The 13641-nt window shown below is 47.0% G+C and carries 10 protein-coding genes; 6 read left to right on the top strand and 4 right to left on the bottom strand.

Annotated features, from left to right (window positions below):
- Nucleotides 1–57: 57 nt before the first annotated feature.
- The 6 genes from HRR27_RS05400 to HRR27_RS05375 all read left to right on the top strand — a co-directional run bounded on the left by HRR27_RS05400 (nt 58) and on the right by HRR27_RS05375 (nt 6409).
- Nucleotides 58–1302, top strand: a complete 1245-nt coding sequence (locus tag HRR27_RS05400) for a BaiN/RdsA family NAD(P)/FAD-dependent oxidoreductase (protein WP_173271617.1) — start codon at nt 58–60, stop codon at nt 1300–1302.
- Between the two features lie 271 nt (nt 1303–1573).
- Nucleotides 1574–2698: a polyamine ABC transporter substrate-binding protein gene (locus HRR27_RS05395; protein WP_173271615.1), complete on the top strand. Its 1125-nt coding sequence runs from the start codon at nt 1574–1576 to the stop codon at nt 2696–2698.
- A gap of 6 nt (nt 2699–2704) precedes the next feature.
- Entirely contained in the window at nt 2705–3805 is a 1101-nt protein-coding gene (locus tag HRR27_RS05390) for an ABC transporter ATP-binding protein (RefSeq protein ID WP_173271613.1), read from the top strand.
- 2 nt (nt 3806–3807) lie between these two features.
- Nucleotides 3808–4761 carry an ABC transporter permease subunit gene (locus tag HRR27_RS05385; RefSeq protein WP_173271611.1) on the top strand — a complete coding sequence of 318 codons (954 nt, stop codon included), beginning with the start codon at nt 3808–3810 and terminating at the stop codon, nt 4759–4761.
- A complete protein-coding gene (locus tag HRR27_RS05380) occupies nt 4761–5576 on the top strand; it encodes an ABC transporter permease subunit (RefSeq protein ID WP_173271609.1) in 816 nt (271 codons plus the stop codon). The genes HRR27_RS05385 and HRR27_RS05380 overlap by 1 nt, the downstream gene beginning before the upstream one ends.
- A gap of 38 nt (nt 5577–5614) precedes the next feature.
- Nucleotides 5615–6409, top strand: a complete 795-nt coding sequence (locus tag HRR27_RS05375) for an RMD1 family protein (protein ID WP_173271607.1) — start codon at nt 5615–5617, stop codon at nt 6407–6409.
- Here the strand turns inward: HRR27_RS05375 and HRR27_RS05370 are convergent.
- The 4 genes from HRR27_RS05370 to purL all read right to left on the bottom strand — a co-directional run bounded on the left by HRR27_RS05370 (nt 6404) and on the right by purL (nt 13636).
- Nucleotides 6404–7114, bottom strand: a complete 711-nt coding sequence (locus HRR27_RS05370) for a metallophosphoesterase (RefSeq protein WP_173271605.1) — start codon at nt 7112–7114, stop codon at nt 6404–6406. The genes HRR27_RS05375 and HRR27_RS05370 overlap by 6 nt on opposite strands.
- Nucleotides 7115–7123: 9 nt before the next feature.
- Nucleotides 7124–7423 (bottom strand): hypothetical protein, encoded by a 300-nt coding sequence (locus tag HRR27_RS05365; protein ID WP_173271603.1) that lies wholly within the window; start codon nt 7421–7423, stop codon nt 7124–7126.
- Nucleotides 7424–7540: 117 nt separating this feature from the next.
- Nucleotides 7541–9460 carry a 5'-nucleotidase C-terminal domain-containing protein gene (locus HRR27_RS05360; protein ID WP_173271601.1) on the bottom strand — a complete coding sequence of 640 codons (1920 nt, stop codon included), beginning with the start codon at nt 9458–9460 and terminating at the stop codon, nt 7541–7543.
- 306 nt (nt 9461–9766) lie between these two features.
- Nucleotides 9767–13636, bottom strand: coding sequence for a phosphoribosylformylglycinamidine synthase (gene purL / locus HRR27_RS05355; RefSeq protein ID WP_173271599.1), 3870 nt, complete (start codon nt 13634–13636; stop codon nt 9767–9769).
- Between the last annotated feature and the right edge of the window lie 5 nt (nt 13637–13641).

Genomic DNA, 13641 nt, shown 5'->3' with positions numbered 1-13641 from the left:
CACTAGGGTTTTATTGGCGTAAAATCCACACCTCATAATTGAGAGTTTAAGTGCCCAATGTCCGTTACTTCTTTTTCAATTGCCATTATCGGTGCCGGACCGGCCGGTTTAATGGCAGCCGACCTCTTGTCGCAAGCCGGCTGTCAAGTCACCGTTTATGATGCGATGCCGTCTGCCGGACGTAAATTGCTACAGGCTGGGCGTGGCGGTTTTAACTTAACGCACAGCGAACCTTACGACGATTTTATTGGGCGATATACGCAACGCGAACAACACATCACCCCTTGGCTGCAACAATTTAACGCCGATGATGTTCGCCTATGGGCTGAACAACTGGGCGTTGCGACCTATATCGGCAGTTCCGGGCGGGTTTATCCAACAAATATGCAGGCCGCCCCCCTGTTACGCGCTTGGCTGCAGCGAATGAAGCTCGCTGGTGTGACCTTCAAAATGCGCCACCGCTGGCTGGGCTGGACAGTCGACGGCGCCATGCAACTGCAACATCTTGAACAGACTTTGAATGCCACGCCCAGTGCCACTGTCTTGGCAATGGGCGGAGCCAGTTGGCCGCGCTTAGGTTCCGATGGCGCATGGGTAAAACCACTGCGCGAAGCGGGGATTGAAATCGCGCCCCTACTGCCGGCTAATTGCGGCTTTAATCTTCTATGGAGCGACATATTTAAGCAACGCTTTGCCGGACTCCCTATCAAAAACGTGCGCTTTAGCTACACGGATTTACAAGGAATAACGCACAGTAAATTGGGCGAAGCGATGCTAACCGAATACGGTTTGGAGGGCAGCTTAGTCTATGCACTGTCTGCGGGTCTGCGAGATCAAATACAGCAGACTAAAAAAGCGGTTATTTTATATGCCGATTTAATGCCCGACCATTCGCTCGATGCACTAAAGACGCGCTTTAAACGCGGATGGGCAAAAAAAGGCAAAGCCAGTCTCGCATCACTGTTCAAAAAACTCGGTTTATCAAATGTACAAGTCGGCTTACTGCGCGAAGTCTTATCGGCTGAACAACTACAAGATGCGGATACCGTAGCGCACACCTTAAAACAACTTCCCTTAGCATTGCAAAGTACCCGTCCAATCGATGAAGTGATTAGTAGCGCCGGAGGGATTACTTTTGATGCGCTGGATGCCAATTTAATGCTCAAGCAAAAACCCGGTGTTTTTTGCGCCGGCGAAATGCTGGATTGGGAAGCACCAACAGGAGGTTATCTGCTCACGGCGGTTTTAGCCAGTGGCAAAGTTGTGGCTAATGGCGTTTTAGATTACTTAAATAGACAATAACGTGAATTTCAGGTGGCGTTACAAGTCCATTTTTTGTCACTTAACCAAATAAAATTGGGCGTGATAAAACCCTAATCCGCGGCATCGCTTTGATTTAATACCCTGCGCAATGCTTTTTTTCTGCCAAAGTTCAAAATTCACTTTCGTTTTTGGCGTTTTTCATTTAAATTTTCCTTGTTTTCTGACCTTAGCAACAGCGCGTGCGGTGCTGCCAATACTGTTCCGAAATTTGTTTGTTTTGCACTCGATACTATGATTTTGGAGAATACTCATGTCACAAAAGTCAACTTCCGTCACTCTATCAAATACCTTAAAAGCCTCTATTCTGGCAGCCATGACAATGAGCTTTAGCGCCACAGTCAACGCGCAAGAAAGCGTGCATATTTATAACTGGTCGGATTATATTACCGATGAAGCGATTGCCGATTTTGAAAAGCAGACCGGCATCAAAGTGGTTTACGACGTTTATGACTCTAATGAAGTGCTCGAAGCCAAATTGCTGGCTGGCAAAAGCGGCTACGATTTGGCTTTCCCAACCGCGCGTCCTTTTGTCGACCGCCATATCAAAGCCGGTATTTACCAAAAGCTAGATAAGTCTGCGCTATCGAATTACAGCCATTTGGATGGCGACATTTTAAAGTCGCTGAGCGACATTGACCCAAACAACGCTTATGCCGTGCCTTATATGTGGGGAACCACCGGTATCGGAATTAACTTGACCAAAGTGAAACAGATTTTAGGCAATGAAATGCCACTGGATACTTGGGCGCTGATTTTTGATCCAAAAATTTCCGCTAAATTGAAACAGTGCGGCATTTCCTTAATGGACGATGTGACTGAGGTCTTTGCAGCGGCTCATGCTTATAAAGGCGAAGACAGCAATAATTACAACAAAGATTCATTACAAGCCGCTAGCGACACCGTTCGTGCCGTTCGCGATAACATCCGTTATTTCCACTCTTCGCAATATATCAACGATCTAGCAAATGGCGACTTGTGCGTGGCACACGGCTATTCTGGCGACATTCTGCAAGCGCGCGATCGCGCCGATGAAGCGAAAAACGGCCAAGAAATCGTCTATTTCGCACCCAAAGAAGGCGCGGTGGTTTGGACCGATGTCATGGTTATTCCAGCAGACGCACCAAATCCTAAAGCAGCACATACTTTTATCAACTACATCCTAGACCCGAAAGTGATTGCCCCAATCACCAACTATGTTGCCTATGCAAACGCGAATAAAGAAGCAACAGCATTGATTGATGAAGCGGTACGTAATGACCAAGGCATCTACCCTCCAGCCGAAACCCGCGCTAACTTTATGGTCATCAAAACCCCAAGCGACAAACAAGCACGCTCGATGAACCGTACTTGGACACGCGTCAAAACAGGGCAATAACTTTCGATGTCTTTAGAACAGCAACCCATTGTTGAAATCCAAAATGTCACTAAGCAATTTGGTTCCTTGTATGCCGTTGATGACGTTAGCCTAAGTATCTATCCGGGGGAGTTTTTCTCCCTACTGGGAGCTTCCGGCTGTGGTAAAACCACTCTATTACGGATGTTAGCCGGGTTTGAAACGCCAAGCAGCGGCCGAATTTTGATTGACGGCCAAGACATCACCGATCTTCCTCCCTACAAACGGCCGATCAATATGATGTTCCAGTCCTACGCGCTGTTTCCGCACATGAGTGTAGCGGACAACATCGCGTTTGGTCTGAAACAGGACAAAATGCCGAAAGCGGAACGTGATGCGCGTGTACAAGAGATGTTGCAATTGGTGCAAATCGAAAAACTCGCCAAACGCAAACCGCACCAACTCTCCGGCGGCCAGCGGCAGCGCGTTGCTCTGGCTCGCGCTTTGGCAAAGCACCCAAAGATTCTGTTGTTGGATGAGCCTTTAGGCGCATTAGACAAAAAACTGCGCGAACAGACGCAGTTTGAATTGGTGAACTTGCAAGAACGACTCGGCATCACCTTTATTGTGGTAACCCACGATCAAGAAGAAGCCATGACCATGAGTTCGCGTATTGCGCTGTTGCGTGAAGGACGCGTGGTGCAAGTGGATGCGCCGCGTCGTCTTTACGAATATCCAAACTGTACCTACTCGGCCGATTTTATCGGCACAATCAATCTGTTAGATGCCGAAGTTGTCAGTCAGGATGAAGACTTGGTCACCCTTAAAACCGATGCTTTCGAGCAACCTTTACAGGTCTTTCACGGCCAGCCGTTGATTGCCGATATGAACGTCACCGTGGCGGTGCGTCCTGAGAAAATTCGGGTGGTTCAATCTTGCCAAGCCGGGGCGGCCAATCAGATTCAAGGCGTGATTAAAGAGATTGCCTACTTAGGCGATGTCTCGATTTATCACGTTGAGCTGGCCAGCGGCAAACGGGTGCAATTCACACAATCAAACATTCAAGCCTTAGCGGAACAGCCTTTAAGCTGGGAAGATAAAGTCTGCTTAACGTGGCAAGCGGACGCTTGCACTCTGTTATTGGAGTAAGCATGATTTTTAAAGAGACCGCAACGCCGACCTCCAAAGCTCGGCAAAATTGGCACCTTTGGAAAAGCTCGTTCGGCAAAAAAAGCTTAATCGGCATCCCTTGGTTGTGGATGGCGATTTTCTTTTTACTGCCGTTTCTGTTCATTTTGAAAATCAGCCTTTCCGAAGCTGCACTGCTGCAACCGCCCTATCTGCCATTTATTCGCGAAGTGGAAGACGGCTTGGTCACTTTGGTCCTCAACTTTAGCAACTACATGCTGATTTTTGAGGACCCGCTGTATTGGAAAGCCCTGCTTAATTCCATCGAGATTGCCGCGATTGCGACGCTTCTGACCTTAATGCTCGGCTACCCGATGGCCTATGCGATTGCCAAAGCACCGGCAGCATGGCGCTTACCGCTGTTAATGCTGATTATTTTGCCGTTTTGGACGTCGTTTTTGATTCGTGTTTACGCATGGATAGGGATCCTGAAAAACAACGGCTTGCTGAATCAGGCTTTAATGGGCATGGGCATCATCGACCAACCTTTGGAAATTCTTTATACGCAAGCAGCGGTCTATATCGGCTTGGTTTACACCTATTTGCCGTTTATGATTTTACCGCTCTACGCGACCCTCATCCGTATGGACAACACGCTATTGGAGGCCGCTGCCGACTTGGGCTGCCCACCTTGGAAACAGTTCCTCACCGTAACCCTGCCTTTGTCGATGCCGGGAGTGATTGCCGGTTCGATGCTGGTGTTTATTCCGGTCATGGGCGAGTTTGTGATCCCGGATTTATTAGGGGGCCCAAACACTCTAATGATTGGTAAGTTAATGTGGACCGAGTTCTTTAATAATAAAGATTGGCCTGTGGCTTCCGCTTTGGCTGCGGTGCTGTTGCTGGTGCTGATTATTCCGTTTGTTCTCTGGCAACACTTTGAACAACGCCAGCAAGCGATGGAGGAAAAGTCATAATGCGTCGCTCTCTTCCCCTATTAACCGTACTGCTGTTTGGCTATGCCTTTCTGTACGGCCCAATTTTAAGTTTAATTATTTACTCGTTTAATGAGAGCCGTTTGGTTACAGTCTGGGGTGGTTGGAGTACGAAGTGGTATGGCGAATTATTGCAAAACGAACAGATTCTAGCGGCCGCTTGGCTCAGCATCAAAATCGCCTTTATAAGCGCTAGTTTAGCCGTTGTCCTCGGTGTTATGGCCTCGATGGCACTCATCAAGTTTAAACGCTTTAAGGGCCGCACCAGCTTACGTTTAATGCTGGCGGCCCCTCTGGTCATGCCGGAAGTCATTATCGGTCTTTCACTGCTGCTCTTGTTCGTCAGCATGGAAGAGGTCTTCGGTTGGCCCGAAGGTCGCGGACAGACCACGATTATTTTGGCGCACATGACCTTTGCCACCGCTTATGTCACTGTTGTGGTCACCTCACGTCTGGCACATTTCGACTTCAGTCTCGAAGAAGCCGCAATGGACTTAGGTGCCAAACCGATTAAGGTATTTTTTACGATCACCCTCCCTCTGATTGCTCCGGCACTCTTAGCGGGATGGCTATTGGCATTCACGCTTTCATTGGATGATTTGGTTGTCGCCAGCTTTGTTTCCGGCCCCGGTGCAACCACTTTGCCGATGGTTGTTTACTCCAGCGTGCGTCTTGGCGTCAGCCCGGAAATCAACGCCTTGGCAACCATTATTGTGCTTCTGGTCAGTGTCGCGGTGTTAATTGCCGGTATTGTGATGTTCCGTCAAGAAAAACAGCGCCAACGTGAGTTAAACTAGACCAGCTTACTTATGTTTTTCGTGCCCTAGGGGTTGCCATGCATAACGCCAATATTGTTTCCATTTATCTGCCACCCGACTACTCAGCCCAAGAAATTGCCGAGCAGTTACAACTCACTATGCATAAAGGCATCGAAGCGACTCACTTTGCGCAAATAAACGAGTTTCGTTGGCTATTTTTCTGTCAGTTCGACGCGCTCACCTTTGTCAACTGGAATCGCTTACAAATTATTGATGCGCTGGAAAAACTGGGCATTGAGCACGCCACAGATTTTGAAGCGCAGATGCTTCATCAAGATTATCGCTTGATTGTCGATGATACCCTGCAGCAATCCTTTAGCGTGGATAATGAAACCATCCGCTTGAAATCGTTCACCCCATCCAATTTGATGGTCGTCGCTCTAGTACTCGCACAGAGTGTTGGCTTAGAACACTTTGAAATCGAAGTCGAGCGTTATTACGGCATCGGGCGAAGAATGTTAGAGCTTTCCGGACGCTTTAGCTGGATACATCGCAAACAGTTTTCCGATTACGCCAAACAGATTAGCTTGTTACGTCACGATATGGTGCTCGATTTAATGCTACTCGACAAACCCGATGTACTGTGGGACAACCAAGAACTCGAGCAACTGTACAACAAACTCTCCGAATCTCTGGAGCTCAAATCACGCTTTGATATCATCAGCTACAAACTGGATACGCTCAAAGAAGACATCGCCATGATGATGGATTTACACCATCACAAACACAGCGCTTTTTTGGAATGGATTATTATTATATTAATTCTGTTTGAAGTGGTTATGGCGATAGGCGAACATTTCCAGCTTTTATAAACGCCTTGCTCTGGCAAACAAATCATTTAGTTCAAGCAGAGTTATTTTTCCAGATTTTTTGAAAGTATCAATCCAAAAGCTGTTATTAACCTGCTTGATGTCTTTAAAACCGGTATGACCGTGAACAGTCACGCCAATGCCGCTAATCGCATTATTTTGTGAATTGGCGCTGCGGTTACGAAGCACCGCCTCGCGAATTTCACGCGACACCGACTTAGCCTTCATCGTTTGCCAGTCTGTAAACTCGGCTGGAACACCAGCGTGACATAATCCTACGCGCCCTGCATCACTGTCGATTTCAATAAAATACGGCAGCGCTTTAAATTGTCGGTAATACCAACGCTGTTCAGTCGGCGTTAACTCGAAAAACCAGTGCCCATCACTTTTGATATGCGATTCACGCGGAGTTAAATGCGCTCTATCACGCAAAATAACTCGCTCTGGCGCAAACTGATCCAATACCAGCTGTTCATGGTTACCGCGCACGGCAAAAAACCAACGCTGTGCCAGTAATTGCGTCGCCAACTTATTTTGCGGACCACGATCAATCAAATCACCGACTGAAAACACCCGATCCTTCGCAAAATCAAAACGCACTTCGCGTAACGCCAGCATAAATGCCGTGTGCTGTGCATGAATATCGCCAACAACAAAATCACGCCCCAATAAATTGCGCGTAAAAAACTGGGTGTTCTGCATGGTCATACAAGTCGTTTAAACAAATTCACTTTCCAACAACTGACACAAGGTCTTCGTCGTCGAACCACTGGCCAAAACATCATCAATCCAATCAGGCTGCGGCTCATTAGCATCATAAAAAGCAAACCCAAGCTTTAACTCTGCGCCCAACTTAGCCAACATAAATACAAACTTCTTGCCACTTTTCTTTTCCAATAGAGTACAAGCCCCGTTTTCCGCCTGACTAAATTCAAATTGATAAGTCGGATTCTGTTCAGAAAAAATCACACCCGCACTGGAAACTAACTGCTGTAAATCTTGATAATCTTTAATCATGACAACTCTACTCTTTATAAAATTTTGCAAACTTTAGCATAGTTTTACCGCAGACATAAAAAAACCCGGTTTAGAAAACTAAACCGGGTTTTTTAAGCATTACAACTTAATCTAAGATTAAGCCATTTCACCGTCGTAGGCTTCGATACCTGGGTTATCTTTAACGCCTTTTAACTTAGGATGGTTAACTTTCTTAAGCTTCATATCACCTTTATGGCGACGTAGGTAGTCAGCAGTAACGTCCCACATTAAGCGGCCTTCGCCAATGGCTTCAACTTGTGCCCAACCCGCAACAGAGTAGGTTTTGTTCGCTTCAAGCGGAGTACCGTCATCCAAACGCATATCAGAGATACGGTTACCGAATGAACCATTCGGCTCACAAGTATAGTCCATACCACCAAGACGAACCATATCCCCACCAGATTGTAGGTATGGGTCTTTTTGGAATAGGTTTTCACAGATACCTTCTAGGATATCTTTCATTTGCGCACCCGTTACTTCAGACTTGTAGGTTTCGCCGTAAGTCATCGAAGTTTCGTCCATGACGCGTTCCATTGTGATGGTTTCACCAGCAAGAACCGAAGTACCCCAGCGAACGCCGGCCGACATAGCAATTTGCGTATCATGTTCTTCACGCAGTGAGTTTACGATGATTTGATCCCAAGTCCCCATGAAGTTACCACGACGATATAGGGTGTCTTCTGCAATCGCAAGTTCTTCACCTAGAATTTCACCGTACGTTTTACCTAAGCGGTCTTTGTTGACATAGGCGTCTGCACGACGAGATTCAATGATTTTGTCATCATACTTAGTCATATAAAGATCGTCGATGAACTTCTGTACACCGGCATCTGCCTTAACGACGTTAGAGAAGACTGGAAGTAATGAGTAGCTTACACCTTGCAGCTTACCTTTTTGGATATCAAGATCCATACAACCAACATATTTACCATTCGAACCAGCGTTAGTTACGTAACATACGCCACCGTTAGGTGTTTTAACATTAATTGTTTTAGGAATACCGTCATGCGTGTGACCACCGAATACAGCGTCGATACCGTTGACGCGAGAAGCCATTTTGATGTCCACATCCATACCATTGTGAGAAATCATCACAACTGCTGCGACTTTTTCTTCAGCACGAATTTTTTCGACGGTTTCTTGCAGTTCTTGTTCGCGCAGACCAAACGACCAATCAGGGAAGTTCGCTTGTGGGTTAGCGTTTGCCGTACGAGGGAAAGCTTGACCAACAACCGCGATACGCTCACCGTTGATCACTTTTACAACGTATGGTTTGAACGGACGAGCTTCCTCTTCGTTAAACAAACCAGTACCGTTATTGGCATCTACCATTTCACGGTATGCATCACCAAACAAAGAGTCTTCTTTAACACGAATGTTTTGAGCAACAAATTCACCCTTAAACTTGTTCAAGTTTTTAAGTACTTCGTTCGCTTTGTAAGTAAACTCCCAGTGACCTGTCATGATGTCAACACCAATTAGGTTTGACGCTTCAACCATGTCTTGACCACGTGTCCATAATGCCGTACCCGAACCGTGCCACAAGTCACCACCATCCATAGTAATGGTATTCGCCGAGCCACCCGCTTGATCACGTAGCATATCTAAAACCGTTTTAAGATGCGCGAAACCACCCACTTTACCGTAAGTTTCAGATGCATCTTGGAAATTTAGGTAAGTGAAGGCGTGCGCTAACTCAGGATTTTTAGCCGCATCAACACCGATTTCTTTGAGTAATTTTTGACCAACAACGTGTGGCAATTGACCGAAGGCAGGACCTGTACCCAAGTTTACGTTTGGCTCACGGAAGTAAATAGGCTTCAACTGAGCGTGCGTATCGGTAATGTGCAACAAACGAACCTTACCTTTCATTGGACGGTTGTAGATATCTGCTGAGGCTTTTGCAGCCGCAGCTTTATCAGCACCACCAGACATTGCAGAAGCAGTACCAGGTAACATACCTGCCGCAGCAGCCAACGACATTACGTGTAAAAATTCTCGGCGATTTAAAGACATCAGGTCTCTCCGTTGTTATTAAAGTTGTTTCGCTTAAGCGATGTTTTTATAGGGCAGAACGACTGGATAATACAGCGTTTGCAAGCGGCAGGAATTTGCCTGCCAAAAAATTCAGTCAAATTTAAGGGTTAAAACTTTTAATGTCAAATAAATGAAAATGATTTCCTATTAGAATTTTCTAATAGAGTTAATGAATCTTTTTATAGAGGGCGTTTTAGAGCGCCCAAAACGAGGCCTTCAACGAATAGAACAAAGGCAGTAAAACCTCACCGCCTTTGTCATTCTTATCCATTCCGCAGAGGAGCTTTAGCCAACCCACTTACGGGCATTACGGAACAAACGCATCCAAGGGGCATCTTCGGCCCAATCATCCGGATGCCATGAGTTTTGCACCGTACGGAACACACGCTCAGGATGAGGCATCATGATTGTGACTCGCCCATCAGGCGTGGTCAATCCCGTCATCCCTTGCGCAGAGCCATTTGGATTAAACGGATAAGCCTCGGTTGGATTGCCTTGTGCATCAACATAACGCAGTCCGACAAGACCAGCCACTTGTGACGCATCGCCGTCAACAAAATCCATACGCCCTTCACCGTGCGCCACAGCTACCGGAATACGCGTGCCTTCCATTCCTTGCAATAAAATAGATGGCGACTTTTCAATTTGCACTTGCGAGAAACGCGCTTCAAATTGCTCAGACGTATTACGAACAAATGCTGGCCAGCTTTGTGCACCCGGAATAATCTCTTTTAGGTTTGACAGCATCTGACAACCATTACAAACACCGAGCGAGAAGGTATCTTCACGTTTAAAGAAGTTCTCGAAAGTTGCACGTGCTGTGTCATTAAATAGGATTGAGTTCGCCCAACCGCGACCGGCACCCAATACGTCACCGTATGAGAAACCGCCACAAGCGACCAGACCTCGGAAGTCGGCAAAATTCACATCACCAGACAAGATATCGCTCATATGCACATCAATCGCATCAAAACCGGCTTTAGTAAAGGCCGCCGCCATCTCTTGCTGACCGTTTACCCCTTGTTCGCGCAAAATGGCGACTTTTGGACGCGGTTGATCCGTAAACTCAGCAGTAATGTCCTCATTTACATCAAAGGTAACCACTGGATTAATTTCGGTATTGGCATCATTATCAATTGCCGCAAATTCCTGTTGCGCACAATATTCGTTATCACGAATGGCTTGCATTCGGAAAGAGGTCTCTGACCACCATTTTTGCAACTGCTTACGTGGCATCGCAAAAATCTCTGATCCGTTGTTGATAATCGTAATCACGCCATCGCTGGATAAGGTCCCGATAAAGTGCGCCATATCCGTTAAATGATGCGCCGCCAAAACGGCCTCTACTGCCGCCTTATCAGCTGCTTTGATTTGCAAAACAACGCCGACTTCTTCAGCACATAAAGCAGCGACCGGTTCATTGCCCAATGCAGAAATATCCACTTTGATACCCGTATGGCCAGCAAACGCCATTTCCGCTAAAGTGACAAATAAACCACCATCGGCGCGATCGTGATAAGCGACAATCTTGTCATCAGCCAGCAATGACTGAGTGGCGTTGAAAAGATTCAACAAATCATCGGCTGAATCCAAATCCGCTGAATTTTCTCCAACCTGACCATACACCTGCGCCAAACAACTCGCACCAATACGGTTTTGACCGCGCCCTAAATCGATTACTAAAAGCTCAGTGTCGCCCAAATCGGTACGCAGTTGCGGCGTGGCCGTTTTACGCACATCGGTGACCGGCGCAAAAGTCGTAATATTAAGTGACATCGGCGAAATAACCGCTTTGGCTTCACCGTTCTCTTCCCATACAGTTTTCATCGACATCGAATCTTTACCAACTGGAACAGCAATACCCAATGCCGGACACAACTCCATACCCACCGTTTCAACAGCGTCATACAGTGCCGAATCTTCCCCTGGATGTCCTGCTGCGGCCATCCAGTTGGCAGAAATTTTAATGTCCGACATCTTGGCAATTTTGGCACAGGCAATATTGGTAATTGCTTCCGCTATCGCCAAACGCGCAGAAGCTTTCGGATGAATCAATGCAACCGGTGGACGCTCTCCAGATGCCATGGCTTCACCGGTATAACCCGTATAACCAGATGCGGTAATCCCTGCATTGGCAACTGGAACCTGCCAAGGGCCAACCATTTGATCACGCGTCACCATACCGGTAATACTGCGATCACCGATGGTAATTAAGAAATTCTTCGATGCGATCGTCGGCAGTTTCATCAGACGCTCAGCAACATCGTTTAAGTCCAAATTCGCCGTTTCAAAACCAGCCTGCGGCAATTGGCGCGTTTCGGCAGTACGATGCATCTTCGGCGGCTTACCCAACAACACATTCAGTGGCATATCGACCGGATTATTATCAAATACGGTATCCTTAACCACCAACTGCTGCTCTTTGGTCGCTTCACCAACAATCGCATAAATCGCACGTTCACGTTTACAAATTTCGACAAATTGATCAATTTTGTCCGCATAAACCGCAATCACATAACGCTCTTGTGATTCATTTGACCAGATCTCCATCGGAGACATTCCCGGCTCATCATTCGGAACCGAACGTAAATCAATCACCCCACCCTTACCAGCATCGTTAACCAATTCAGGGAAAGCGTTAGAGATACCGCCCGCACCAACATCATGAATCGAAGCGATAGGCGAATCATCGCCCAAATAGGTACAACGGTCGATGACTTCTTGCGCACGACGCTCCATTTCTGGGTTTTCACGCTGCACAGAGGCAAAGTCCAACATCTCAGAACCGGAACCGGTTTCGACCGATGAAGCAGCACCACCACCTAAACCAATCAGCATGGCTGGGCCACCCAAGATAACCAACTTAGCACCGACCGGAATATCGCCTTTTTTGATGTGCATTTCACGGATGCTACCCAGACCGCCAGCCAACATAATCGGCTTGTGATAACCACGCACTTCTTCACCATCATGGGTCATCAATGCGTTTTCATAAGTACGGAAATAGCCGTTAATTGCCGGACGACCAAACTCATTGTTAAATGCAGCCGCCCCTAGAGGACCTTCTAGCATAATGTCCAATGGCGTGACGATACGCCCAGGTTTTCCGTAGGCTTTTTCCCAAGGCTGAACAAAATCAGGAATGTGCAAGTTAGACACCGTAAAACCAGTCAAACCGGATTTAGGTTTAGAGCCGCGCCCTGTTGCACCTTCATCACGAATTTCACCACCCGAACCCGTCGCAGCGCCCGGCCAAGGTGAAATCGCAGTCGGATGGTTATGCGTTTCAACTTTAATTTGGAAATGCACAGGCTCTTCAGAAAACGCATATTGACGACTTGCCGGATTCGGGAAGAAACGTGTTGCCATAGGCCCTTCAATGACCGCAGCATTATCACTGTAAGCCGACAAGACCCCTTCAGAATTACATTGATAGGTGTTACGAATCATACCAAACAACGATTTTGGCTTATCTACGCCATCAATCGTCCAGTCGGCATTAAAGATTTTATGGCGACAGTGCTCAGAGTTTGCTTGCGCAAACATCATTAATTCAGCGTCAACAGGATTACGCTGCAAAGTGTTAAAAGCCTCTACCAGATAATCAATCTCATCCAGACTTAATGCCAAGCCCATCTCTTTATTGGCGACAATTAGCGCATCACGTCCGCCAGAGAGGATATCCACCGTCTTCATCGGTTTTGGCGACTGATGCGAGAATAGATTATCAAGCGCCGCAAAATCATGATGAACCGCCTCCATCATGCGGTCATGCACTTGGGCTTCTAAAACCGGTTTATCTTGGGCTTCCACACCAAAGAAATGATAGACAATCCCGCGCTCAATGCGCGTGACCGAACTCATCCCGCAAGTGTGGGTAATGTCGGTCGCTTTAGATGACCATGGGGAAATCGTGCCAATACGTGGCGTAACAATACAGCTATCCGCCGACAATTCACCGACTTTATCAGCGGCATCTTTATTCAGCAAAACGTTTAAACGTGCCGTCTCATCGGCGGTCAGCGCAATCTTCGACTCAACAAAATAGACAAATTGCGAATGTACCGCATCAATCGCGGCGACGGTTTGCAACTTAGATAACAGCTGATTTAAACGGTACGCAGAATGCGCGGGATTTCCCCAAATAATTTGCATAGTTT

The organism is Thiosulfatimonas sediminis, assembly GCF_011398355.1.
GTDB lineage: Bacteria > Pseudomonadota > Gammaproteobacteria > Thiomicrospirales > Thiomicrospiraceae > Thiomicrorhabdus > Thiomicrorhabdus sediminis_A.
Note: the sequence above shows the minus strand (reverse complement) of the source record. Positions and strands in the feature narration are given on the sequence as shown.

Coding starts and splice junctions, on each gene's coding strand:
- HRR27_RS05365 (WP_173271603.1), bottom strand. CDS start 7,423: ATGATTAAAGATTATCAAGATTTACAGCAGTTAGTTTCCAGTGCGGGT.
- HRR27_RS05380 (WP_173271609.1), top strand. CDS start 4,761: ATGCGTCGCTCTCTTCCCCTATTAACCGTACTGCTGTTTGGCTATGCC.
- HRR27_RS05375 (WP_173271607.1), top strand. CDS start 5,615: ATGCATAACGCCAATATTGTTTCCATTTATCTGCCACCCGACTACTCA.
- HRR27_RS05360 (WP_173271601.1), bottom strand. CDS start 9,460: ATGTCTTTAAATCGCCGAGAATTTTTACACGTAATGTCGTTGGCTGCT.
- purL (WP_173271599.1), bottom strand. CDS start 13,636: ATGCAAATTATTTGGGGAAATCCCGCGCATTCTGCGTACCGTTTAAAT.
- HRR27_RS05390 (WP_173271613.1), top strand. CDS start 2,705: ATGTCTTTAGAACAGCAACCCATTGTTGAAATCCAAAATGTCACTAAG.
- HRR27_RS05370 (WP_173271605.1), bottom strand. CDS start 7,114: ATGACCATGCAGAACACCCAGTTTTTTACGCGCAATTTATTGGGGCGT.
- HRR27_RS05385 (WP_173271611.1), top strand. CDS start 3,808: ATGATTTTTAAAGAGACCGCAACGCCGACCTCCAAAGCTCGGCAAAAT.
- HRR27_RS05400 (WP_173271617.1), top strand. CDS start 58: ATGTCCGTTACTTCTTTTTCAATTGCCATTATCGGTGCCGGACCGGCC.
- HRR27_RS05395 (WP_173271615.1), top strand. CDS start 1,574: ATGTCACAAAAGTCAACTTCCGTCACTCTATCAAATACCTTAAAAGCC.